General features: G+C 65.2%; 17 protein-coding genes and 3 rRNA genes. 13 read left to right on the top strand and 7 right to left on the bottom strand.

Features of this window, described 5'->3' with window-relative positions:
* Nucleotides 1–59 precede the first annotated feature (59 nt).
* The 6 genes from leuS to AC1IQ6_RS07715 all read left to right on the top strand — a co-directional run bounded on the left by leuS (nucleotide 60) and on the right by AC1IQ6_RS07715 (nucleotide 7,129).
* Entirely contained in the window at nucleotides 60–2,717 is a 2,658-nt protein-coding gene (leuS, locus tag AC1IQ6_RS07740) for a leucine--tRNA ligase (protein ID WP_209166122.1), read from the top strand.
* An 11-nt stretch (nucleotides 2,718–2,728) separates the two neighbouring features.
* Nucleotides 2,729–3,391: an LPS-assembly lipoprotein LptE gene (locus AC1IQ6_RS07735; protein WP_485866087.1), complete on the top strand. Its 663-nt coding sequence runs from the start codon at nucleotides 2,729–2,731 to the stop codon at nucleotides 3,389–3,391.
* On the top strand, nucleotides 3,391–4,446 hold the full coding sequence (holA, locus tag AC1IQ6_RS07730) for a DNA polymerase III subunit delta (protein ID WP_102772798.1): 1,056 nt from the start codon (nucleotides 3,391–3,393) through the stop codon (nucleotides 4,444–4,446). Before AC1IQ6_RS07735 ends, holA begins: the two co-directional genes overlap by 1 nt.
* A gap of 85 nt (nucleotides 4,447–4,531) precedes the next feature.
* Nucleotides 4,532–5,812, top strand: coding sequence for a glutamate-5-semialdehyde dehydrogenase (locus AC1IQ6_RS07725; protein WP_485866086.1), 1,281 nt, complete (start codon nucleotides 4,532–4,534; stop codon nucleotides 5,810–5,812).
* A 127-nt stretch (nucleotides 5,813–5,939) separates the two neighbouring features.
* Nucleotides 5,940–6,320, top strand: coding sequence for a hypothetical protein (locus AC1IQ6_RS07720; RefSeq protein ID WP_168202316.1), 381 nt, complete (start codon nucleotides 5,940–5,942; stop codon nucleotides 6,318–6,320).
* 2 nt (nucleotides 6,321–6,322) lie between these two features.
* Nucleotides 6,323–7,129: a 2-keto-4-pentenoate hydratase gene (locus tag AC1IQ6_RS07715; RefSeq protein ID WP_485866085.1), complete on the top strand. Its 807-nt coding sequence runs from the start codon at nucleotides 6,323–6,325 to the stop codon at nucleotides 7,127–7,129.
* On the opposite strand, the gene AC1IQ6_RS07710 is transcribed toward AC1IQ6_RS07715, so the two are convergent.
* Together AC1IQ6_RS07710 and AC1IQ6_RS07705 are read right to left on the bottom strand one after the other, a co-directional pair.
* A complete protein-coding gene (locus tag AC1IQ6_RS07710; protein ID WP_485866084.1) occupies nucleotides 7,126–8,544 on the bottom strand; it encodes an amidase family protein in 1,419 nt (472 codons plus the stop codon). The two genes, AC1IQ6_RS07715 and AC1IQ6_RS07710, sit on opposite strands and share 4 nt — an antisense overlap.
* An 89-nt stretch (nucleotides 8,545–8,633) precedes the next feature.
* Entirely contained in the window at nucleotides 8,634–9,503 is an 870-nt protein-coding gene (locus tag AC1IQ6_RS07705) for a LysR family transcriptional regulator (protein ID WP_102772802.1), read from the bottom strand.
* A 113-nt stretch (nucleotides 9,504–9,616) separates the two neighbouring features.
* Here AC1IQ6_RS07705 and AC1IQ6_RS07700 point away from each other — a divergent pair, with 113 nt between their 5' ends.
* From AC1IQ6_RS07700 to AC1IQ6_RS07680, 5 genes are all read left to right on the top strand, one after another.
* A complete protein-coding gene (locus tag AC1IQ6_RS07700) occupies nucleotides 9,617–11,011 on the top strand; it encodes an MFS transporter (RefSeq protein ID WP_111827088.1) in 1,395 nt (464 codons plus the stop codon).
* 63 nt (nucleotides 11,012–11,074) lie between these two features.
* Nucleotides 11,075–12,037, top strand: a complete 963-nt coding sequence (locus AC1IQ6_RS07695; protein WP_102772804.1) for a 3-hydroxyacyl-CoA dehydrogenase NAD-binding domain-containing protein — start codon at nucleotides 11,075–11,077, stop codon at nucleotides 12,035–12,037.
* A gap of 30 nt (nucleotides 12,038–12,067) precedes the next feature.
* Nucleotides 12,068–12,340, top strand: a complete 273-nt coding sequence (locus AC1IQ6_RS07690; protein WP_102772805.1) for a GNAT family N-acetyltransferase — start codon at nucleotides 12,068–12,070, stop codon at nucleotides 12,338–12,340.
* A 16-nt stretch (nucleotides 12,341–12,356) separates the two neighbouring features.
* Nucleotides 12,357–12,761: a YchJ family protein gene (locus AC1IQ6_RS07685; protein ID WP_209166127.1), complete on the top strand. Its 405-nt coding sequence runs from the start codon at nucleotides 12,357–12,359 to the stop codon at nucleotides 12,759–12,761.
* Between the two features lie 43 nt (nucleotides 12,762–12,804).
* Nucleotides 12,805–13,545, top strand: a complete 741-nt coding sequence (locus tag AC1IQ6_RS07680) for an aldolase (RefSeq protein ID WP_485866083.1) — start codon at nucleotides 12,805–12,807, stop codon at nucleotides 13,543–13,545.
* 73 nt (nucleotides 13,546–13,618) lie between these two features.
* Here AC1IQ6_RS07680 and rrf read toward each other — a convergent pair.
* From rrf to AC1IQ6_RS07660, 4 genes are all read right to left on the bottom strand, one after another.
* Nucleotides 13,619–13,731, bottom strand: a 5S ribosomal RNA gene (rrf, locus tag AC1IQ6_RS07675).
* A gap of 195 nt (nucleotides 13,732–13,926) precedes the next feature.
* Nucleotides 13,927–16,807, bottom strand: a 23S ribosomal RNA gene (locus AC1IQ6_RS07670).
* A 343-nt stretch (nucleotides 16,808–17,150) separates the two neighbouring features.
* A 16S ribosomal RNA gene (locus AC1IQ6_RS07665) occupies nucleotides 17,151–18,681 on the bottom strand.
* Together the 16S, 23S and 5S rRNA genes form the textbook arrangement of a ribosomal RNA operon.
* 662 nt (nucleotides 18,682–19,343) lie before the next feature.
* On the bottom strand, nucleotides 19,344–19,598 hold the full coding sequence (locus AC1IQ6_RS07660) for an isoleucyl-tRNA synthetase (RefSeq protein WP_247747959.1): 255 nt from the start codon (nucleotides 19,596–19,598) through the stop codon (nucleotides 19,344–19,346).
* Nucleotides 19,599–19,722: 124 nt separating this feature from the next.
* Between AC1IQ6_RS07660 and AC1IQ6_RS07655 the strand changes: the two genes are divergently transcribed.
* Nucleotides 19,723–20,637, top strand: a complete 915-nt coding sequence (locus AC1IQ6_RS07655; protein ID WP_102776228.1) for a LysR substrate-binding domain-containing protein — start codon at nucleotides 19,723–19,725, stop codon at nucleotides 20,635–20,637.
* Nucleotides 20,638–20,649: 12 nt separating this feature from the next.
* Here AC1IQ6_RS07655 and scpC read toward each other — a convergent pair whose 3' ends face one another.
* Complete coding sequence (gene scpC / locus AC1IQ6_RS07650) at nucleotides 20,650–22,167, bottom strand: succinyl-CoA:acetate CoA-transferase ScpC (RefSeq protein WP_485866082.1); 1,518 nt, start codon at nucleotides 22,165–22,167, stop codon at nucleotides 20,650–20,652.
* 243 nt (nucleotides 22,168–22,410) lie between these two features.
* Here scpC and AC1IQ6_RS07645 point away from each other — a divergent pair, with 243 nt between their 5' ends.
* Complete coding sequence (locus tag AC1IQ6_RS07645; RefSeq protein ID WP_111825583.1) at nucleotides 22,411–23,325, top strand: LysR family transcriptional regulator; 915 nt, start codon at nucleotides 22,411–22,413, stop codon at nucleotides 23,323–23,325.
* Nucleotides 23,326–23,329: the final 4 nt, after the last annotated feature.

Genomic DNA, 23,329 nt, shown 5'->3' with positions numbered 1-23,329 from the left:
CGCCTCCGCGCTCCGCGCGGCCGGGCGGCTCACCCTTTTTTGCCATCGTGCACGAGCCCATGCAGGAACGTTACCTCCCCAATACCGTCGAAGCAGCCGCCCACCAAGACTGGCAGGCCCGCGACGCTTACCTGGTCCACGAACACGCGACGAACGCGGACGGCTCCGAAAAGCCGAAGTTCTACGCCTGCTCGATGCTGCCCTACCCCAGCGGCAAGCTGCACATGGGCCACGTGCGCAACTACACCATCAACGACATGATGGCGCGCCAGCTGCGCATGCGCGGCTATAACGTCCTGATGCCCATGGGCTGGGACGCCTTCGGCATGCCGGCCGAGAACGCCGCCATCAAGTCCAAGGTGCCGCCGGCCAAGTGGACCTACGACAACATCGCCTACATGAAGAAGCAGATGAAGGCGATGGGCCTGGCGATCGACTGGTCGCGCGAGATGTGCGCCTGCGATCCGCAGTATTACAAGTGGAACCAGTGGCTGTTCCTCAAGATGCTGGAAAAGGGCGTGGCCTACCGCAAGACCCAGGTGGTCAACTGGGACCCGGTGGACCAGACCGTGCTGGCCAACGAGCAGGTCATCGACGGACGCGGCTGGCGTTCGGGCGCGCTGGTCGAAAAGCGCGAGATCCCGGGCTACTACCTGCGCATCACCGATTACGCCGACGAGCTGCTGGGCGCCGTCCAGAACGACCTGCCCGGCTGGCCCGAGCGCGTGCGCCTGATGCAGGAAAACTGGATCGGCAAGTCCGAGGGCCTGCGCTTCGCCTTCCCCCACAAGATCGCCGGCCCGGACGGCCAGCTGATCCAGGACGGCAAGCTGTACGTCTTCACCACCCGCGCCGACACCATCATGGGCGTGACCTTCTGCGCCGTGGCGCCGGAGCACCCCCTGGCCACGCAGGCCGCGCTGTCCAACCCGCAGCTGGCGGCGTTCGTCGAGCAATGCAAGCTGGGCGGCACGACCGAGGCCGAAATGGCCACGCGCGAAAAGGAAGGCATGCCCACGGGCCTGTACGTCACGCACCCGATCACCGGCGCCGACGTCGAAGTCTGGGTCGGCAACTACGTGCTCATGAGCTACGGCGACGGCGCCGTCATGGGCGTGCCGGCGCACGACGAGCGCGACTTCGCCTTCGCCCGGAAATACGGGCTGCCGATCAAGCAGGTCGTGGACGTGGCCGGCAAGCAGTACTCCGCCGACGCCTGGCAGGAATGGTACGGCGACAAGCAGGCCGGCCGCACCATCAACTCCGGCAAGTACGACGGCCTCTCGCACAAGGAAGCGGTCGACGCCATCGCCGCCGACCTGGGCGCCCAGGGCCTGGGCGAAAAGCAGACCACCTGGCGCCTGCGCGACTGGGGCATTTCGCGCCAGCGCTACTGGGGCACCCCGATCCCCATCATCCATTGCGCCGATTGCGGCCCGGTCCCGGTTCCCGAAAAAGACCTGCCGGTGGTGCTGCCCGACGACCTCATCCCCGACGGCAGCGGCAACCCGCTGGCCAAGAACGAGGCCTTCCTGTCCTGCGCCTGCCCCAAGTGCGGCAAGCCGGCGCGCCGCGAAACCGACACCATGGACACCTTCGTGGACTCGTCCTGGTACTTCATGCGCTATACCTCGCCGGGCAACGACAACGCCATGGTCGACGCGCGCAACGATTACTGGATGCCGATGGACCAGTACATCGGCGGCATCGAGCACGCGGTGCTGCACCTGCTGTACGCGCGCTTCTGGACCAAGGTCATGCGCGACATGGGCCTGCTCAATTTCGACGAGCCCTTCACCAAGCTGCTGTGCCAGGGCATGGTGCTCAACCATATCTATTCGCGCAAGACGCCCCAGGGCGGCATCGAATACTTCTGGCCGGAAGACGTCGAGAACGTCTATGACGCGCGCGGCGCGATCGTGGGCGCCAAGCTCAAGGCCGACGGCTCCGAGATCAGCTACGGCGGCGTGGGCACGATGTCCAAGTCCAAGAACAACGGCGTCGATCCGCAATCCCTGATCGACACCATGGGCGCCGACACGGCCCGCCTGTTCGTCATGTTCGCCAGCCCGCCCGAGCAGACCCTCGAATGGTCCGACTCCGGCGTCGAAGGCTCCAACCGCTTCCTGCGCCGCCTCTGGTCGATCAGCTACGCCAGGCGCGAGGCCGTGGCCCGCGGCCTGGCCCACGGCGCCGACTGGGCCCAGGCGCCGGCCCCCGTGAAGGACCTGCGCCGCGAAGTCTATGCGCTGCTCAAGCAGGCCGACTACGATTACCAGCGCATCCAGTACAACACCGTCGTGTCGGCCTGCATGAAGATGCTGAACGCCATCGACGACGCCAAGCTGCCCGAGGGCGCCCACGCGGACGCCGCCTACGCCGAAACGCTGGGCGTGCTGCTGCGCGTGCTGTACCCGGTGGTGCCGCACATCACCTGGCACCTGTGGCGCGACCTGGGCTACGCGCAAGAGCTGGGCGACCTGCTCGACGCGCCGTGGCCGCACGTCGACGAGGCGGCGCTGGTGGCCGACGAGATCGAACTGATGCTCCAGGTCAACGGCAAGCTGCGCGGCTCGATCCGCGTGGCCGCCAAGGCGCCCAAGGAAGACATCGAGAAGCTCGCGGCCGCCCAGGAAGAGGTCGCCCGCTTCCTGGAAGGCCGCCCGCCCAAGCGCGTCATCGTGGTTCCGGGCAAACTGGTCAACGTCGTAGGCTGATGAGGTCAAGCATGCACTTCGCCGGGCAACAAACGCACTTCCCCCGCCTACCCTGGCTGCTGCGCGGCGCCTGCCTGGCGCTGTTCATGCTGCTCTCCGCCTGCGGTTTCGCGTTGCGGGGAGTCACCCCCATGCCGTTCGAGACGCTGTACGTCGGCATCCCCGACAACACGCAGTTCGGCGCCGACGTGCGCCGCTCGCTGCGCGCGGCCTCGCCCGACACCAAGCTGGTCGCCACGCCCAAGGAGGCCCAGGCCATCCTGCAGCAGGTCTCGGATTCGCGCACGCTGCGCGAGGTGTCGCTCAACGCGCAGGGCCGCGTCGAGGAATACGAACTCGGCATCAACTACACGTTCCGCCTGATCGACGCCAAGGGCCGCGCGCTGATTCCCGACACCACGCTGTCGATCTACCGCGAAATGCCCTACGACGACCAGGTCGTGCAGGCCAAGCAGGGCCAGATCGAAACGCTGTACAAGTCCATGCAGCGCGATCTCGTTTCGCGGCTGCTGCGCCGCATGACGGCCCCGGACGTGCGCGAGGCCTTCGAGAACGCCGAGCGGCGCGGCGAGAGCGGCGAAACCCCGCTGTACGACCCGACCGCGCCGCAGCCGCAGCGTACGCCCACGCCCTGGCAGACGCCGTCCACCACCGATCCGGCCAACGTGCGCTGATGGCACAGCCCCTGGACGCGGACCGCCTGGCCGAACAGCTGCAACGGCCGGGCAACCGGCTGGCGCCGCTGTACACGGTGTCGGGCGACGAGCCGCTGCTGGTGACCGAGGCGGTGGACGCGCTGCGCGCCGCGGCGCGCGGCGCCGGCTATACCGAGCGGCTGTCCATGGTGATGGACGCGCGCAGCGACTGGAGCGCGGTCATCGCCGCCACGCAAAGCGTGTCGCTGTTCGGCGACCGCCGCATCCTCGAACTCAAGATCCCCACGGGCAAGCCCGGCAAGCCCGGCGCCGACACGCTGGCGCGGCTAGCCGAGCAGGCCGAGAAACAGCCCGACGCCGACACGCTGGTCCTGATCTCCCTGCCGCGCCTGGACAAGGCCACCCGCGAAAGCCGCTGGATGCAGGCGCTGGCCCGCGGCGGCGCGATGGTCGATATCGCCAGCATCGAGCGCGGCCGCCTGCCGGCCTGGATCGGCCAGCGCCTGGCGCGCCAGAACCAGCGCGCCGACAACGCCACGCTGCAGTGGATGGCCGACAAGGTGGAAGGCAACCTGCTGGCCGCCCACCAGGAAATCCAGAAGCTGGGCCTGCTCTACCCCGAAGGCCAGCTGGCCGCCGAGGACGTCGAACGCGCGGTGCTGAACGTGGCGCGCTACGACGTTTTCGGGCTGCGCGACGCCATGCTGGCCGGCGACACCGCCCGCACCATCCGCATGCTCGACGGCCTGCGCGCCGAAGGCGAGGCGCTGCCCCTGGTGCTGTGGGCCGTGGGCGAGGAAATCCGCCTGCTGGCCCGCGTGGCCCAGGCCCGCGCCCTGGGGCAGGACGTCAACGGCCTGATGCGCCGCCTGCGCATTTTCGGCGCGCACGAACGCCTGGCGCTGCAGGCCCTGAGCCGGGTGCAGCCCGGCGTCTGGCCGGCCGCCGTGCAGCACGCGCACGAGGTCGACCGCCTGATCAAGGGCCTGTCCGTGCCGGGCCGCCTGTCCGACCCCTGGGAAGAAATGACCCGTCTCGCGCTGCGCGTGGCCGCCGCCGGCGCGCGACCGTGAAGGCGGCATCGCCGCCACGCCCGCCCGGCCCGACGGCCGGATATACACTGATTCTTCGAGCGGTTTCCATGCCGCCCCATACTTCATGATCGACGCCGCCATGTCCTCGTCCTCCATCGAACAAGCCATGCTCACCCTGGGCGAAAACGCCCGCCGCGCCTCGCGCGCCATGATGCGCGCCAGCGGCGCCGCCAAGAACCAGGCGCTCCTGGCCATGGCCGACGCGCTCGCCGCCAGCCACGAAGAACTCAAGGCCGCCAACGAGAAAGACCTGGCCGCCGCGCGCGCCAACGGGCTGGAGCCGGCGCTGCTGGACCGCCTGAGCCTGTCGGACAAGACGCTGGCGCACATGGCCGAAGGCCTGCGCCAGATCGCCGCCCTGCCCGACCCGATCGGCAGCATCACCGCCACCACCGTGCGCCCCAACGGCATGCGCGTGGCCCAGATGCGCGTGCCGCTGGGCGTGATCGGCATCATTTACGAATCCCGGCCCAACGTGACGATCGACGCCGCGGCGCTGTGCCTGAAGTCGGGCAACGCCGCCATCCTGCGCGGCGGCAGCGAAGCGCTGCATTCCAACATCGCGCTCGGCCGCATCGTGCAGAAGGGCCTGGCCGCCGCCGGCCTGCCGCAGGACGCGGTGCAGGTGGTGGCCACCGCCGACCGCGCCGCGGTGGGCAAGCTCATCACCATGACCGAGCACATCGACGTCATCGTGCCGCGCGGCGGCAAGGGCCTGATCGCGCGCCTGTCGCAAGAGGCTCGCGTGCCGCTGATCAAGCACCTGGACGGCAACTGCCACGTCTATATCGACGCGGCCGCCGACCCGGACAAGGCGCACGCCATCGCGGTCAACGCCAAGACCTACCGCTACGGCATCTGCGGCGCCATGGAGACGCTGCTGATCGACGCGGTGGCCGCCGTCTCCATCCTGCCCAGCCTGGCCGCCGACCTCGGCGAACGCGGCGTCGAACTGCGCGGCTGCCCGCGCACGCTGGCCCTGCTGCCGCACGCCAAGCCCGCCACCGACGAGGACTGGGCCACCGAATACCTGGGCCCGATCCTGGCGGTGCGCATCGTCGACTCGCTGGACGACGCGATCGAGCACATCGCGCGCTGGGGTTCCGGCCACACCGACGCCATCGTCACCGAAGACCTGTCGGCCGCGCAGCGTTTCCAGCGCGAAGTCGATTCCAGCTCGGTCTACGTCAACCTGCCCACCTGCTTCGCCGATGGGTTCGAGTACGGCCTGGGCGCCGAGATCGGCATCTCGACCAACCGCCTGCACGCGCGCGGCCCGGTCGGCCTGGAAGGCCTGACCACGCTGAAGTGGGTGCTCAACGGCGAAGGCCAGGTGCGCGGCTGACCCGCGCGCCACGGCTGACGCGGCCCTGAACACGGGGCCGCGCCAGGGCTTCTACAATACGGCTCCAGGCAATCCACCCGCTTTTCATCATCCAGACGCGGCCTACCGCGCAACGCAGAGACTCCCCATGCATTCAGCCGCCATCTCCATGGCCTTCAGCCTCTTCGTGCTGTGTTTCATCACCTGCTCCATCAGCGGAATCGTCCTGTTCTTCGTCAAGAGCAAACAGATCAACGCCGCGCTCAAGCACCCCTACCTGCAGCACCGCACGTTCGCCCAGTATCCGCTGGCGGTGCGGGCGGCGATCACGCTCGATTATTTCTTCCGCCTGATGTTCCCCGGCACGCGGTTCTGGCTGGTCGGCAACGCCAACGATCTGCTCGGCCACGTCGAGCCCAAGAAGATTCCGCTTTCGCTGAAATGGCCGATCGTCGGCTTCTGGGGCTCGTGCTGGCTGGGCCTGATCGCCATGGTCGCGCTGTGGATCATGATTTACCTGGGAGTCTGACCATGCAAATCGGCATCGAAGACTATCCCGGCTGCCTGAAGGCGGCGCGCCTGCTCATCGCCGCGCGCGAATCCGGCGTCGCCGGCCCGCGCCTGCCCGCCGGCTGCCGCCCGCAATCGCTGGACCAGGCCTTCGCCGTGCAGCAGCGCACCGCGCAATTGCTGCGCGAGGAGCGCCACGACGACATCGCCGCCTGGAAGAGCGCGCTGCCCTCGCCCGAAAAAGCCGTGGTCGCGCCCATCTACGCGTCCACCGTGGCCCATGCCGAGGCCGGCCCGATCCCCGCGCGCACCGACGTGCTGCGCATCGAACCGGAAATCGCCTTCGAGCTCGCGCAGGACCTGCCGGCCCGCGCCGAGCCCTATACCGAAGCCGAGATCGACGCCGCCATCGGCGGCGCGCGCCTGGCCCTGGAAATCCTGGGCTGCCGCTACGCCAGTCCCGAGCACGCCAGCGTGCCGGAGCTGCTGGCCGACCATATGTTCAACCTGGGGCTGGTGCTGGGTCCGCGCATCGCCTCGCCGCACACCGTGCCCGCCAGCATGGCCATCACGCTGTCCATGGATGGCCTGCAGGCCGAGCAGCACGCGGGCGTGCATCCGAACGACCGCCCCAAGGCCGGGCTGTACTGGCTGGCCAATTTCCTGCGCGGCCAGGGCCTGGGCCTGCGTGCCGGCCAGCACGTGATCACCGGCTCGTACGCCGGTTTCCTGGACGTGCCCGCCGGCCGCGAGCTGGAACTGGCCTACGGCGATCTCGGCGTGCTGCGGCTGCGTTTCGCCGGGCCGGCGACGCAACCGTCCGCCTAGGCGCGGACCGCGGGTTCGGCGATGCCCACGGCCTCGCCGCCCGCCTCGATGATTTCACCGACCGCCAGGCACAGGTCTTCGCGGTAGCGGCCCGCCACCACCTGCACCCCGACCGGACTCGGGCCGGCCTCGCTCATGGCGCTGCCCATGGCGACCGACAGGCCCGGCAGGCCCATGAACGGCACCCCGATCTGCGTCATCTGGGCGCGCCACACGCGGGCGTAGGCCGCGTCGCCCTGCAGGTCGAGCCTATCCGGAAACGGCAGCTCGGCCGACACCGGCAGCAGCAGCGCCGAATACTCGGCGAAAAACAGCGCCCACAGCCGCGTCAGCGTGGCGCGGCGCGTCAGCAGCGCGGAAAACCCCGCCAGGTCGATGCCGGCCGCTTTCTCGCGCTGGCCCGCCAGCGCCGCCAGCGCGCCCGGATCGCCTTCTTTCTCGGCCGCCGCCACCATGGCGTCGTAGCCGTCGGCCAGCCACATGCGGATCTGCAGGTCGGCCGCCTCCTGCATGGGCGGCAGGCTGTCCAGCGTGTCCACCGTCCAGCCCGCCTCGCTCAGGCGGTGCGCCGCCTCCTGCAGCGCCTTGACCACCGCCGGCGCGGTGTCCATGCCGTCGGGGTTCAGGCATAGCGCCGCCCTGCGCGGCGCCTCGGGGCCCTGCAAGGGCGCCGGCACCCACCACGGATCGCGCGGGTCCGGCGCGGCCAGCGCCGCCAGCCCCAGCCGCAGGTCCGCGATGCTGCGCCCCAGCGGCCCCGACACCGCCGTCAGCTGCCCGCCGATGGAGCGTTCCGGCAGCGCCGCGTTGTACGCCGCCACGCGCCCCAGCGTCGGCCGCAGGCCGTGCACGCCGCAGGCATAGGCCGGATAGCGGATCGAACCGGCGATGTCGGTGCCGTGCGCCAGCTGGCCGATGCCGGCCGCCACCGCCGAGGCCGCGCCGCCCGAAGAGCCTCCCGGCGTCAGCGCCGGATTGCGCGGGTTCAGCGTATCGCCGTGCAGCCGGTTGCCGGTGAACCAGCGCAGCGAGAACGCCGGCGTGTTGGTGCGGCCCAGGATGACCGCGCCCGCGCGCCGCAGATTGTCCACCACCGGGCTGTTCTCGGCGGCGATCAGGTCCTTCTGCAGGCCCACCCCGTTGGTGGTGGCGAAGCCCGCCTGGTCCACGTTGATCTTGACCGTGACGGGCACACCCGCCAGCGGGCCCGGCGCCTCGCCGCGCGCCAGCGCCGCGTCGACCTCGGCCGCCTGTTCCAGCACCGACTCGGGACGATGGTCGACCACGGCATTGATGGCGGGATTGACGGCTTCCAGCCGCCCCAGCGCGCTCAGCGCGGCTTCGCGGGCGGACACCTCACGCTTGCGGATGCGGGCGGCAAGCTCAACTGCGGACAAACGCCAAAGATCGGACACGCGCGACTCCTGATAGGTGGTTGTGCAAGGCCCGTCCACCTTAGCGCCTGGCGCCGGCTCCCACAAGCCGCGCGGGCGGCGCGGCGCCGCTACCCGTCCTGTTCGAAAACCTCGACGATGGCGTCGGCCACCGCGCGCACGCGGGCGGTGCGGTTCAGGTCGCCATGCATCACCAGCCACAGATCGTAGGACTCGCTGCGGTGCGGCCAGATCCGGACCAGGTCCGGATAGTCCGGCGCCATGTGCGTGGGCAGCTCGCCTATGCCCAGGCCGGCCGCCACGGCCTCGATGATCATCAGCCCCGAATTCAGCTCCAGGCCGATGCGGCCGTTGCCCGTGGGTTCGCCGCAGAACGTGTCGGACCAGCCCGGCAGCACCGACTGCTGGTAGGTCACCAGCGTGTGCCCGGCGAACGCCGTGCCCGGGCGCGGCTCGCCATGCGCGGCCAGGTACGAGCGCGACGCGTACAGCCCGACCTCCTTGCGCGCCAGGTGGCGGTGGATCAGGTCGGGGTTGTCCGGCCTGAGATTGCGTATCGCCAGGTCCGCCTCGCGGCGCGTCAGGTTGCTCAGCTGGATCGCCGTGGACAGCGTCACCCGGATGTCGGGATGCTGGGCGTGCACGCGCCGCACGGCCTCCATGACGAAGTACCGGGCCACGGTTTCCGAGGTCGCCACGCGCACCACGCCGGACAGCCTGTGGTCCATGCCCTGCATCTGGCGCTGCAGCTGGTCGGCGGCCTGCTCCATGCGCTCGGCCGCGGCGAACGCCAGCTCGCCGGCGGCCGTCGGCACATAGCCGCTCGGCGTGCGCAGGAACAGCCGCGCGTCCAGCGACGATTCCAGCGCAGCCAGCCGCCGCCCGGCCGTGGCCTGGTCGATCTGCAGCAGCGCGGCGGCCCCGCGCAGCGTGCCTATGCGGTAGATGGCCAGGAAAATCCTGGCGTTGTCCCAATCCATGCTTCACCTGACAGATGCATTTCTGCATCACTATAAAGCAGTTATACGGCTTTTTTGCATCAATGAAAGCGCCTACGCTTCTCTCCTCCAAAGCCGTCGAACCTCGCACCATCATGAATTCCGCCTGCCCCCACGCCAGCGCCCTGGACGCCAAACCCGCCGCCGCCGGACTGCTGCCGCTCGTCACGCTGGCGATCGGCTTCGTCATGGCCATGCTCGACGTCACCGTCGTCAACGTCGCCCTGCCCAGCATCGCGCTGCAATTCACCGTGCCGCTGACCGACCTGGTCTGGATCGTCGACGGCTACACGCTCACCTTCGCGGCCCTGCTGCTGGTGGCCGGCGCGCTGGCCGACCGCTACGGGGCCAAGACCATCTATCTGGCCGGGCTGGGCGTCTTCACCCTGGCCTCGCTGCTGTGCGGGCTGGCCTCCGGCGCCGATATGCTGATCCTGGCGCGCATGCTGCAAGGCCTGGGCGCGGCCCTGTTCATGCCCAGCTCGCTCAGCCTGCTGACCCACGCCTACGACGACGAGCAGACGCGCAACCGCATGCTGGCCGCCTGGTCGGCGATCGTGGCGGTCGCCGGCGCCGCCGGCCCCTTGATGGGCGGCGTGCTGATCCACCAGTTCGGCTGGCGCGGAATCTTCCTCATCAACATCCCGCTGGGACTCGCGGGCCTGTGGCTGGCGCGCCGGCGCATCCAGCCCGCGCCGCGCCGGCCGCGCGCGCTCAATCCGCTCAGCCACCTGCTCGGCGTGACCGCGCTGTCCTCGCTGTGCTTCGCGCTGATCCAGGGCAACGCCTATGGCTGGACGTCCGCGCGCATCGCGCTGGCCGCCGCCCTGTTCCTGGGCAGCGCGGCGCTGCTGCTGCGGCGCGAACGCCGCCACGCCGAGCCCATCGTCCCGCGCGCGCTGTTCGCCACGCCGCAGTTCGCGGCGGCCAACGGCATCGGCTTCCTGATCAACCTCGCGTCCTACGGACAGCTCTTTCTGCTCAGCCTGTTCCTGCAGCAGGCGCGCGGCGCCGACGCCTTGCAGACCGGCATCGAGCTGGTGCCGATGCTGGCGGTGTTCTCCATCGGCAACCTGATCTCGGCGCGGATCTCGGCGCGCTGGAACGTATCGGCCTCGCTGCTGGGCGGCATGGCGCTGGCCGCGGCGCTGAGCAGCGTCGCGATCTACGCCGTCACGCCCGGCCTCGCCTACTGGCCGTTCGCCGCCATCGTCGCGCTGGCCAACCTGGGCGTGGGCATCGCCGTGCCCGCGATGACCAGCGTGGTCATGCAGGTATCCGGCAAAAGCCATGCGAACAGCGCGGCCGCGGCGTTGAACGCCAACCGGCAATCGGGCGCGCTGGTCGGCGTCGCCCTGATGGGCACCATCCTGCATCTGCTGCCGCAATGGCGCGACGCGCTGCCCGTGGCCTACGGCGTGATCGCCGCGAGCTACCTGCTGGCCGTGGCGCTCGGCTGGCGTTATCTGCGCCGCGCCCGCAACGCCTGACCGCGTGGCAAGGGTCCGGCGTTTGCTTCACAATGCTCCTATCCGTCCCAACAGGAGCCTTGCATGCCGGAAGCCCTTACGCCCCGTTCGTCCACGCCTCTTCCCGCCATCCGCAGAGTCGCCATCGTGGGCGCCGGCACCATCGGCGCCAGCTGGGCCGCGCTGTTCCTGGCCCGCGGCCTGGAGGTCGTGGTCAGCGATCCAGCCCCCGACGCCGAAGCGCAGACGCGCGCCCGCGTGCAGGCCGCCTGGCCGGTGCTGACCGAACTGGGCCGCGTGGTCCCGGGCGCCACGGCCGAAGCGCTCAGCTTCGAGCCGGACCTGGAGCGCGCCCTGGCCGGCGTGGACTTCGTCCAGGAAAACGGCCCCGAACGCGAAGACTTCAAGACCGAACTCTTCGCGCGCATGGACGCGCTGCTGCCGCCCCACGTCATCGTCGCCTCCAGTTCCTCCGGCCTCATCATGAGCCGGCTGCAATCGCGCTGCCGCCATGCCTCGCGCTTCGTGATCGGCCACCCCTTCAATCCGCCGCATCTGATCCCGCTGGTCGAGGTGGTGGGCGGCGAGCAGACCTCGGCCGACACCATGGACCGCAGCATCGCGTTCTACCGCAGCATGGGCAAGTACCCGATCCGGCTGAACAAGGAAGTGCCCGGCCACATCGCCAACCGCCTGCAGGCCGCGCTCTGGCGCGAGGCCATCCACCTGGCGGCGGAGAACGTCGCCAGCGTCGCCGACATCGACGCCGCCGTGTCCCAGGGTCCCGGCCTGCGCTGGGCGCTGTTCGGCCCGCACATGACCTTCAATCTCGGCGGCGGCCCGGGCGGCCTGGCGAATTTCATGCACCATCTGCTCGGCCCGGTGCAGACCTGGTGGGACGATCTCGGCACGCCCGAGATGACGCCCGAGCTGCAGCAGCGCCTGATCGAAGGCGTCCAGGCCGAGGCCGGCGCGCGCAGCATGGCGGATCTGGTGCAGGCCCGCGACGCCGATCTCACCGCGCTGCTCAAGGCCCTGCAGCGCTGAACCGCTCACCCGAACCCAGGAACCATACGCATGATTTCCGTGACGCAAGACACCGAACGCTCCCGCTACACCGCCACCGTCGACGGCGTGCTGTGCGTGCTCGACTACCACCTGCAAGACCACGTCATGACCATCACCCACACCGGCGTGCCCAGCCAGGTCGGCGGACGCGGCATCGCCGCCGAACTGACCCGCCACGCGCTGGAGGCGGCGCGCGCCCAAGGCTGGAAAGTGCGGCCTTCGTGTTCGTACGCGGACGCCTATATGCGCCGCCATCCCGAATACGCGGACCTGCGGGCCTGAGCGCGGCGCAAGCATCGTGGCGAAACCCTCGCGCAACACGGCCGCGGCCTGCCCCTGCGGCAGTTCCCAGGCCTATCCCGAATGCTGCGGCCGCTGGCACGACGGCCCGCTCGCCCTGCAGGCGCCCAGCGCCGAAGCGCTGATGCGCTCGCGCTACAGCGCCTTCGTGCTCGACAAGCTGCCGTACCTGCTGGCCACCTGGCATCCCAGCACCCGACCCGCCGCGCTGGAACCGAATCCGCCGGATCTCAAATGGCTGGGCCTGACGGTCAAGCAGGCGCGCGATCAGGACGCCGACCACGCCACCGTGGAGTTCGTCGCGCGCAGCCGCCAGGCCGGCCGCGCCCATCGCCTGCACGAGCTGAGCCGCTTCGTGCGCGAAGACGGCAAGTGGTATTACGTGGACGGCGACCTGAGCTGATCGTGACGGACACGCACCCTCAACCTCCCCCGAAAAGGCAGCCATGAACCACGAACCCCGCTACGCCGATACGCTCTTTCACGCCGAACCCGTCGCCGCGCTGCGCGCCGACCTGGCGCTCGCGCTGCGGGCGGCCGCCTTCCACGGGCTGGGCGAAGGTGTGTGCAACCATTTCAGCGTCGCGCTGCCCGGCGATCCCGACCATTTCCTGCTCAACCCGCGCGGCCTGATGTGGAACGAGGTCCAGGCCGAGGACATCGTCCTGGTCGACGCCCACGGCAACAAGCTGGCCGGCCGCCATGAGGTCGAGCCGACCGCCATGTTCATCCATGCCGCCATCCACCGCATCGCCGGCAAGGCCTGCGTCCTGCATACGCACATGCCCTACGCCACCGCGCTGACGCTCACCGCCGATCGCGCGCTCGACACCACGCTGTCGCAGAACGCCATGCGCTTCCACGGGCGCCTGGCCATCGACGCGGACTACAACGGCCTGGCGCTGGACGTCGGCGAAGGCGAGCGCATCGCCCGCGCCATGCAGGGCGCGGACGTGGTCTTCCTGGGCAACCACGGCGTGGTCGTCTGCGGCGAACGCATCGACTACGCCTACGACGATCTTTTCTTCCTTGAGCGCGCCTGTACGGCCCAGGTGCTGGCGCAATCCACCGGGCGGGCGCTGATGCCGGTCGATCCCGGACTCTCCGCCAAGGTGGCCGCCCAGATGCAGGGCGAACGCCTGCAATCCGAACTGTTCTTCGAGGCGCTGCGCCGCCAGTTGCCCTAGCCCGTCGGCAAAAAACGTTGCCCCAAAAAACAAAACCCCACAGGATTTACCTGTGGGGTTTTGAGGAATAAAAGCCTGACGATGACCTACTTTCACAGACGTCCGTCCACTATCATCGGCGCAAAGTCGTTTCACTGTCCTGTTCGGGATGGGAAGGAGTGGGACCAACTCGCTATGGTCGTCAGGCGTAACTGGTTGAGCGGCTGCGGCTAGGCGCAACAGCTCCAATCTGGGAAGAAACACAACGCGTGGCGATCAGAGTCGAACTCGATGATCGCGCACGATGGGATGCGATGTTGGCTGGCTGCCGACGGTGCAGCCAGATTTTGTCTTGAACGACACTTGGAACGCTATAACCAGGTCAATAACCATCAGTGTTATAGGATCAAGCCTCACGGGCAATTAGTATCGGTTAGCTTAACGCATTACTGCGCTTCCACACCCGACCTATCAACGTCCTGGTCTCGAACGACCCTTCAGGGGGATCAAGTCCCCGGGATACCTAATCTTCAGACGAGTTTCCCGCTTAGATGCCTTCAGCGGTTATCTCTTCCGTACTTAGCTACCCGGCAATGCCATTGGCATGACAACCGGTACACCAGAGGTACGTCCACTCCGGTCCTCTCGTACTAGGAGCAGGCTCCGTCAAGTATCCAACGCCCACGGCAGATAGGGACCAAACTGTCTCACGACGTTTTAAACCCAGCTCACGTACCTCTTTAAATGGCGAACAGCCATACCCTTGGGACCGGCTACAGCCCCAGGATGAGATGAGCCGACATCGAGGTGCCAAACACCGCCGTCGATATGAACTCTTGGGCGGTATCAGCCTGTTATCCCCAGAGTACCTTTTATCCGTTGAGCGATGGCCCTTCCATTCAGAACCACCGGATCACTATGTCCTGCTTTCGCACCTGTTCGACTTGTCAGTCTCACAGTCAAGCACGCTTATGCCATTGCACTATCAGCACGATTTCCGACCGTACCTAGCGTACCTTCGAACTCCTCCGTTACACTTTGGGAGGAGACCGCCCCAGTCAAACTGCCCACCATGCACTGTCCCCGATCCGGATAACGGACCAAGGTTAGAACCGCAAACAAACCAGGGTGGTATTTCAAGGATGGCTCCACGTAATCTGGCGACTACGCTTCAAAGCCTCCCACCTATCCTACACAGGCCGGTTCACAGATCAATGCAAAGCTACAGTAAAGGTTCATGGGGTCTTTCCGTCTAGCCGCGGGTAGATTGCATCATCACAAACACTTCAACTTCGCTGAGTCTCAGGAGGAGACAGTGTGGCCATCGTTACGCCATTCGTGCAGGTCGGAACTTACCCGACAAGGAATTTCGCTACCTTAGGACCGTTATAGTTACGGCCGCCGTTTACCGGGGCTTCGATCAAGAGCTTGCACCCCATCACTTAACCTTCCGGCACCGGGCAGGCGTCACACCCTATACGTCGACTTTCGTCTTTGCAGAGTGCTGTGTTTTTAATAAACAGTCGCAGCCACCGATTCTCTGCGACCCCATCATGCTAAGCGCGCAGGCGCTTCACACTACCGGGGTATACCTTCTCCCGAAGTTACGGTATCAATTTGCCGAGTTCCTTCTCCTGAGTTCTCTCAAGCGCCTTGGAATATTCATCCCGTCCACCTGTGTCGGTTTGCGGTACGGTCTCGTACAGCTGAAGCTTAGAGGCTTTTCTTGGAACCACTTCCAATCACTTCGCAAGCAATGCTCGCTCGTGCCGTACCCTTGATTTACGCGCCCGGATTTGCCTAAGCGCCATCTTCGATACGTCAACAGGGACATCCAACACCCTGATGATCTTCCGCAATCCGTCCCCCCATCGCACTGTACGACGGTGCTGGAATATTAACCAGCTTCCCATCAGCTACGCATCTCTGCCTCGCCTTAGGGGCCGACTCACCCTGCGCCGATGAACGTTGCGCAGGAAACCTTGGACTTACGGCGAGAGGGCTTTTCACCCTCTTTATCGCTACTCATGTCAGCATTCGCACTTCTGATACCTCCAGCAGCCTTTACAAGCCACCTTCGCAGGCTTACAGAACGCTCTCCTACCGCGTGCACAAAGTGCACACCCGCAGCTTCGGTTTATCGCTTAGCCCCGTTACATCTTCCGCGCAGGACGACTCGATCAGTGAGCTATTACGCTTTCTTTAAAGGATGGCTGCTTCTAAGCCAACCTCCTGACTGTCTATGCCTTCCCACTTCGTTTCCCACTTAGCGATAATTTGGGACCTTAGCTGGCGGTCTGGGTTGTTTCCCTCTTGAGTCCGGACGTTAGCACCCGGTGCTCTGTCTCCCAAGCTGTACTTGCGGGTATTCGGAGTTTGCCATAGTTTGGTAAGTCGCCATGACCCCCTAGCTATAACAGTGCTCTACCCCCCGCAGTAATACTTGAGGCACTACCTAAATAGTTTTCGGAGAGAACCAGCTATTTCCAGATTTGTTTAGCCTTTCACCCCTATCCACAGCTCATCCCCTAATTTTTCAACATTAGTGGGTTCGGTCCTCCAGCACGTGTTACCGTGCCTTCAACCTGGCCATGGATAGATCATCTGGTTTCGGGTCTACACCCAGCGACTGAATCGCCCTGTTCGGACTCGCTTTCGCTACGGCTTCCCTATTCGGTTAACCTCGCCACTGAATGTAAGTCGCTGACCCATTATACAAAAGGTACGCAGTCACCCCACAAGGAGGCTCCTACTGTTTGTATGCATACGGTTTCAGGATCTATTTCACTCCCCTTCCGGGGTTCTTTTCGCCTTTCCCTCACGGTACTGGTTCACTATCGGTCGATCACGAGTATTTAGCCTTGGAGGATGGTCCCCCCATCTTCAAACAGGATTTCACGTGTCCCGCCCTACTTTTCTTACGCTTAGTTCCACACTCAGAATTTCGTCTACAGGGCTATCACCTGCTACGGCCGGGCTTTCCATCCCGTTCGACTATCCTGAATGCTAAAACGTAAAGGCTTTTCCGATTTCGCTCGCCACTACTTTCGGAATCTCGGTTGATTTCTTTTCCTCGAGCTACTGAGATGTTTCAGTTCACCCGGTTCGCCTCCACTGGCCTATGTATTCAGCCAGGGATACTGCTTGCGCAGTGGGTTTCCCCATTCGGACATCTGCGGATCAAAGCTTGTTTGCCAGCTCCCCGCAGCTTTTCGCAGGCTACTACGTCCTTCATCGCCTGTGATCGCCAAGGCATCCACCATATGCACTTAGTCGCTTGATCCTATAACGCTGTAGGCTATAGGACCTGAGTATTCGCGTTTGTGCCGTTCATAAGTTTCAAAGCAGTCTGAGGTTTGCACCCCAGTCTTGAGAACTTGGAACAAAATTAATGCAATCACAACCCGTACCCATCTTCATCAGCAAACGCCGATTACTTGATGAGCACATTTCGTTGTGCTTCTTCCAGATTGTTAAAGAACAAAATATAGCTGTTGGGTAAAACCCAACTGATAAGGCTGCAAGCAGCGCTATCAGTTAGCTTCTACGCTGGACCGGATAAACCCGATCCCAGCTACATCAAACAACCGATAAGAGTGGACGCTTAACACGAGCACTAAGCTCTGAAAGGAGGTGATCCAGCCGCACCTTCCGATACGGCTACCTTGTTACGACTTCACCCCAGTCATGAATCCTACCGTGGTAATCGCCCTCCTTACGGTTAGGCTAACTACTTCTGGTAAAACCCACTCCCATGGTGTGACGGGCGGTGTGTACAAGACCCGGGAACGTATTCACCGCGACATGCTGATCCGCGATTACTAGCGATTCCGACTTCACGCAGTCGAGTTGCAGACTGCGATCCGGACTACGATCGGGTTTCTGGGATTAGCTCCCCCTCGCGGGTTGGCGACCCTCTGTCCCGACCATTGTATGACGTGTGAAGCCCTACCCATAAGGGCCATGAGGACTTGACGTCATCCCCACCTTCCTCCGGTTTGTCACCGGCAGTCTCATTAGAGTGCCCTTTCGTAGCAACTAATGACAAGGGTTGCGCTCGTTGCGGGACTTAACCCAACATCTCACGACACGAGCTGACGACAGCCATGCAGCACCTGTGTTCCGGTTCTCTTGCGAGCACTGCCAAATCTCTTCGGCATTCCAGACATGTCAAGGGTAGGTAAGGTTTTTCGCGTTGCATCGAATTAATCCACATCATCCACCGCTTGTGCGGGTCCCCGTCAATTCCTTTGAGTTTTAATCTTGCGACCGTACTCCCCAGGCGGTCAACTTCACGCGTTAGCTGCGCTACCAAGGCCCGAAGGCCCCAACAGCTAGTTGACATCGTTTAGGGCGTGGACTACCAGGGTATCTAATCCTGTTTGCTCCCCACGCTTTCGTGCATGAGCGTCAGTGTTATCCCAGGAGGCTGCCTTCGCCATCGGTGTTCCTCCGCATATCTACGCATTTCACTGCTACACGCGGAATTCCACCTCCCTCTGACACACTCTAGCCCGGTAGTTAAAAATGCAGTTCCAAAGTTAAGCTCTGGGATTTCACATCTTTCTTTCCGAACCGCCTGCGCACGCTTTACGCCCAGTAATTCCGATTAACGCTTGCACCCTACGTATTACCGCGGCTGCTGGCACGTAGTTAGCCGGTGCTTATTCTGCAGGTACCGTCAGTTTCGCGGGGTATTAGCCCGCGACGTTTCTTTCCTGCCAAAAGTGCTTTACAACCCGAAGGCCTTCATCGCACACGCGGGATGGCTGGATCAGGGTTTCCCCCATTGTCCAAAATTCCCCACTGCTGCCTCCCGTAGGAGTCTGGGCCGTGTCTCAGTCCCAGTGTGGCTGGTCGTCCTCTCAAACCAGCTACGGATCGTCGCCTTGGTAGGCCGTTACCCCACCAACTAGCTAATCCGATATCGGCCGCTCCAATAGTGCAAGGTCCGAAGATCCCCTGCTTTCCCCCGTAGGGCGTATGCGGTATTAGCTACGCTTTCGCGTAGTTATCCCCCGCTACTGGGCACGTTCCGATACATTACTCACCCGTTCGCCACTCGCCACCAGACCGAAGTCCGTGCTGCCGTTCGACTTGCATGTGTAAGGCATCCCGCTAGCGTTCAATCTGAGCCAGGATCAAACTCTTCAGTTCAATCTCTGTGTTTTGTTTCGTATTTCCTTGGTTCCAAAGAACCGAGTCATACGTCGCTGCTCAAAGGAAGTGAGGTATGTGCTTAGACTTGACATCTAAGGTACTTCACTTCTAGTGAGCACTTGATTTCTTGTGCTTGTAGCCAGGCCTAAACCCAACCACTGCACTCGCATCAAGCGCCCACACTTATCGGTTGTTCAATTGTTAAAGAGCGGTACTGCTAAATTCTTTACTGCCTGCCTCGCAGCAACTTCGCTTTCGCGCCGGTCGCCGTGTCAGCAGAGAAACGAGATTATGAAGAAGTTTTTATCGCTTGTCAAGTCAGCGTCGCTTATCGCTTTGCTTTCCTGCCGCGGCCTCTTCAGCCCCTTTCCTCTTTGGCAGCTATCGAAATATCAGGTAAACCCTAGCGTTTCGGTAACTGCCAAGCCCAAGACTATAGCACATTATTTTCGAATTGCGCAACTGACTTCTGCCTGATTTGCGCGATCCATGCAATGATGCTTGCCTGGCCCCGCCGTTCGAAAAACTGTCCGAACTGCGAAGGAGGAACTGCGAAGGAGCGAGACTATAGCACAAGTTTTCGGCAAAGGTGGCGGCCGCGCGCCATTCTCTTCGTTCTCTATATATAGAGAGCGGAAGCGGCGGCACGGCCGGCCTGCTTACCAGCGCAGATAGTTCGCATCGCGCAGGCGGGCCAGCTGCCGGTTGACCGTGGCTTCGCTGACCAGCCAGTCGGGCGCTCCCACGTCCTGCAGCATGTGTTCGTCCAGATCCGCGGCCAGCCGGCGCAGGCGATTCCTGGCGCGGTACCCGAGATAGCAGGACCACAGCCAACCGGCGAGGTTGCCGGATGCATGGGTCGCCGTGGCGCGGGAAACCGCGACGGGAGAGGTAGAGCAGGTATGCGCAGACATGGCTGGCTCCATAGGGGCTAGGTGTTTGGTAAGCGTAATAGCCCAGCGAGCCGCAGAAAATCGAATTGTTTGCCGGTTATCGGTAAGCTATGATGACCAATCAATATCCCGCCCCCGGTGCGCCATGCGTCTGCCCCTGAACACCCTGCCCGCCTTCCGTGCGGTCGCCGAATTGCAGAATCTGCGCGCGGCCGCCGAGCGCCTGCACCTGACCCACAGCGCCGTCAGCCAACAGATCAAGGGCCTGGAAGAACAACTGGGCTTCCCGCTGTTCGAGCGCAGCGGGCGCGGCATCGTGCTCAATAGCGCGGGCGCCGCCTTGCTGTGCGCCGTGCAGGGCGCGCTGACGCAGCTGGACGAAGGCGTGCTGGCGGCGTCGGCCGCCGCCACCGGCGACGAGCAACGCTTGCGGGTGTCGGTATTGCCGTCCTTCGCGCAGCGCTGGCTGCTGCCGCGCATGGCGCGCTGGCGCAGCCGCCATCCGGGGCTGGCGCTGGAGATCGATTCTTCCCAGCAGGTCGCCGACCTGCTGCGCGACGGTTTTCATGCCGCGCTGCGCTATGGGCGCGGCCCCTGGCCGGGCGTGGAATCGGAACCGCTGTTCGATGTGCCCCTGCCGCTGATCGTGCTGGCCTCGCCGGAGACGGCGGCGGCGCTACCGGATTGCAGCCCGCAGACCCTGGCGCGCCAGCCCCTGCTGGGCGAACGCGAGATGTGGCAGCACTGGTTCAATGCGGCCGGTCTGCGCACGCCGGTGACGCCGGTGGCTTCGTTCAATGATGCCGGCATGATGCTGCAGGCGGCCGAGCAGGGCTTGGGCGTCACGCTGGGGCGCGAGCTGCTCGCGGCCGACGCGCTATGCGCCGGACGGCTGGTGCAGGTTTCGCCCGTCAGCGTCCATTACGAGCAGGAGCAGACCTATCACCTGGTCTATCGCCCCAGCCTGCGCGACTGGGGGCCGCTGGTGGCGCTGAAGCAGTGGCTGCGCGACGAGCTGGAGATGTCGCGCCGCAGCCTGGCCGGCCCCGCGGCGAAATAACGCCGCCCCGCCTCAGGCGACCTTGCGCGCCGTGGGCGCAGCGGGCTGCATCGAGTCCGTTTCATTGAAGCGCTGATGCCAGGAGAACGCTTCCTCGAGCAGGTGCGGGGTCTGGCCGCCGCGTTCGCAGGCGCGGTCGAAGTAGTCCTGCAGGGCGTCGCGGTACGAAGGATGCACGCAGTTGCCGATGATGGCGCGGGCGCGTTCGCGCGGGGCCAGGCCGCGCAGGTCGGCCAGTCCGCATTCGGTGACCAGCACGTCCACGTCATGTTCGGTGTGGTCGACGTGGGACACCATGGGCACGACGCTGGAGATGTCGCCGTTCTTGGCCATGGACTTGGACACGAAGATGGCCAGGTGCGCGTTGCGCGCGAAGTCGCCCGAACCGCCGATGCCGTTCATCATGTGCGTGCCGCCCACGTGGGTCGAATTCACGTTGCCGTAGATGTCGAACTCCAGCGCGGTGTTGATCGCGATGATGCCCAGGCGGCGCACGATTTCCGGCGCGTTGCTGATTTCCTGCGGCCGCAGCACGATGCGTTCGCGGTAATGCTCGATGTTGGCCAGGATTTTTTCGTACACGGGCTTGGACACCGTGATCGACGAAGCCGAGGCGAAGGCCAGCTTGCCCTGGTCCAGCAGTTCGATGGCGCTGTCCTGCAGCACCTCCGAATACATGGTCAGCCGTTCGAAGCCGGACGATTCGAATCCGTGCAGCACGGCGTTGGCGATGGTGCCGATGCCGGCCTGCAGCGGCAGGAGCGAATTGTCCAGGCGGCCGGCCTCGACTTCGCCGCGCAGGAAGGCGTTGATGTGGCCGGCGATGGCGTTGGTCTCGGCATCGGGCGGCAAGGCGTTCGAGGGACTGTCCGGCTCGCTCGTGATGACGATGGCGGCGATCTTGTCCGGGTCGACCTCGATACAGGTCTGGCCGATGCGCTGGTCCGGCGACACCAGGCCGATGGGCTGGCGCTGCGGCCTGTCGGCGGGCACGTAGATGTCGTGCAGCCCTTCGATGGCGGCGGGCACGCTCAGGTTCAGTTCGATGATGATGCGGTCGGCCTGCTGCGCGAACGAGGCGGAGTTGCCCACCGACATCGTCGGCACGATGGCGCCGCTCTCGGTAATGGCGGCGGCCTCGATGATGGCCACGTTGATGGGGCCGATATGGCCGGCGCGCAGCTGTTCGACGGTTTCGGACAGGTGCTGGTCGATGAAGGCGATCTCGCCCTGGTTGATCTTGCGGCGCAGCGTGGTGTCGACCTGGAACGGCATGCGGCGCGCCAGGACGTTGGCCTGCGCCAGCAGCTTGTCCGTATCGTGGCCGAGCGAGGCGCCGGTGATCAGGGTGATGGACAGCGGCTCGCGCTCGGCGCGGGCCGCCAGCGCCGCCGGCACAGACTTGCAGTCGCCGGCGCGGGTGAAGCCGCTCATTCCGACGGTCATGCCGTCCTGAACCAGCAAAGCCGCCTGTTCGGCGGACGTGATCTTGGCGCGCAGCCCAGGGTGGCGGATACGGTCGAGATGCATGGTGTCTCCAGATTCAAGGGCCAACGGCTGGCGGCGGGGCGCGGCGAAGCCTGGCGCCCAGGCGCCGTCTGACGCGGCGTTTCCCGAGATCCCACGGCCGGATCGTGGCGGCCCAGGGACGATTTTCCGGCAGTATAGGAAGGCCGGCCCAAATCTCGTAATGACTTAAAATCATCCAATCCAGTCGTTTTCTTCATCGTTTGCTCATAGCCGCGCATGGCGCGCAAGGGAGGGCCGCGGACCATGGACGTGCGCGCATTGCGGTATTTCGTCGAAACCGTCAGGCATGCCAGCTTCACGCAGGCCGCGAAGGCGCTGTTCGTAACGCAATCGACGGTCAGCAAGATGATTCGCCAGCTGGAGGACGAGGCCGGCACGCCGCTGCTGATCCGCGACGGCCACACCGCGCGCCCCACCGATACCGGCCGGGTCATGTACCAGCGCGGGCTGCAGGTGCTGGAGACCATGCGCCAGCTCGCCGACGAGCTGCGCCAGACCACGGACCTGCGCCGCGGCGCGCTGGAGGTCGGCATTCCGCCCATGATCAATCTGCTGTTCACGCCGGTGGTCAAGCGCTTTCGCGAGCGCCATCCCGGCATCCACCTCACCCTGCGCGAAGGCACCGGGCAGGCGGTCGAGGGCCTGGTCGCAAGCGGCGAACTTGAAGTGGGCGCCACCATCCTGCCGATCGCGCCCGACGGCGGGCTGGCCGCCCAGCCCTTCGGCCGCTATCCCATCTGGGCGATCGGGCCGCCGGACGCGCCGTGGGCGGGCAAGACTTCGCTGCCGCTGGGCGCGCTGCGCGAGGCGCGGCTCTTGATACCCACGGACGATTTCGCCATCACGCGGCGCCTGCGCCAGGCCTGCGCCGAGGCCGGCTTCCAGCCAGGCATCGCGGCGCAGAGCGCACATTGGGATTTCCTGGTGGCCATGGCTTCCGCGGGCCTGGGCGTGGCGCTCCTGCCTGAGCCGCTGATGCAGCGGATCAAGACGCGCGGCCTGAGCACGGCCAAACTGGCCAAGTCCGGCATCCAGTGGGAAGTCGGCCATATCTGGCAGCAATCGGTTTACCTGTCGCACGCGGCGCGCGCCTGGCTGGAGGTGTGCGACGAAGTGCTGGGCAAGCCGAAAAACGCGCCGGCGCGCCGGGCGAGTTGAATCC

It is taken from the genome of Achromobacter sp. MUI-25009338 (genome assembly GCF_057359325.1).
This window is presented reverse-complemented; position numbering and strand designations above follow the sequence as displayed.

What these genes read in the sequence shown, in the direction of transcription:
- leuS (WP_209166122.1), top strand. Translation starts at nt 60, where the DNA reads ATGCAGGAACGTTACCTCCCCAATACCGTCGAAGCAGCCGCCCACCAA.
- AC1IQ6_RS07735 (WP_485866087.1), top strand. Translation starts at nt 2,729, where the DNA reads ATGCACTTCGCCGGGCAACAAACGCACTTCCCCCGCCTACCCTGGCTG.
- holA (WP_102772798.1), top strand. Translation starts at nt 3,391, where the DNA reads ATGGCACAGCCCCTGGACGCGGACCGCCTGGCCGAACAGCTGCAACGG.
- AC1IQ6_RS07725 (WP_485866086.1), top strand. Translation starts at nt 4,532, where the DNA reads ATGATCGACGCCGCCATGTCCTCGTCCTCCATCGAACAAGCCATGCTC.
- AC1IQ6_RS07720 (WP_168202316.1), top strand. Translation starts at nt 5,940, where the DNA reads ATGCATTCAGCCGCCATCTCCATGGCCTTCAGCCTCTTCGTGCTGTGT.
- AC1IQ6_RS07715 (WP_485866085.1), top strand. Translation starts at nt 6,323, where the DNA reads ATGCAAATCGGCATCGAAGACTATCCCGGCTGCCTGAAGGCGGCGCGC.
- AC1IQ6_RS07705 (WP_102772802.1), bottom strand. Translation starts at nt 9,503, where the DNA reads ATGGATTGGGACAACGCCAGGATTTTCCTGGCCATCTACCGCATAGGC.
- AC1IQ6_RS07700 (WP_111827088.1), top strand. Translation starts at nt 9,617, where the DNA reads ATGAATTCCGCCTGCCCCCACGCCAGCGCCCTGGACGCCAAACCCGCC.
- AC1IQ6_RS07695 (WP_102772804.1), top strand. Translation starts at nt 11,075, where the DNA reads ATGCCGGAAGCCCTTACGCCCCGTTCGTCCACGCCTCTTCCCGCCATC.
- AC1IQ6_RS07690 (WP_102772805.1), top strand. Translation starts at nt 12,068, where the DNA reads ATGATTTCCGTGACGCAAGACACCGAACGCTCCCGCTACACCGCCACC.
- AC1IQ6_RS07680 (WP_485866083.1), top strand. Translation starts at nt 12,805, where the DNA reads ATGAACCACGAACCCCGCTACGCCGATACGCTCTTTCACGCCGAACCC.
- AC1IQ6_RS07660 (WP_247747959.1), bottom strand. Translation starts at nt 19,598, where the DNA reads ATGTCTGCGCATACCTGCTCTACCTCTCCCGTCGCGGTTTCCCGCGCC.
- AC1IQ6_RS07655 (WP_102776228.1), top strand. Translation starts at nt 19,723, where the DNA reads ATGCGTCTGCCCCTGAACACCCTGCCCGCCTTCCGTGCGGTCGCCGAA.
- scpC (WP_485866082.1), bottom strand. Translation starts at nt 22,167, where the DNA reads ATGCATCTCGACCGTATCCGCCACCCTGGGCTGCGCGCCAAGATCACG.
- AC1IQ6_RS07645 (WP_111825583.1), top strand. Translation starts at nt 22,411, where the DNA reads ATGGACGTGCGCGCATTGCGGTATTTCGTCGAAACCGTCAGGCATGCC.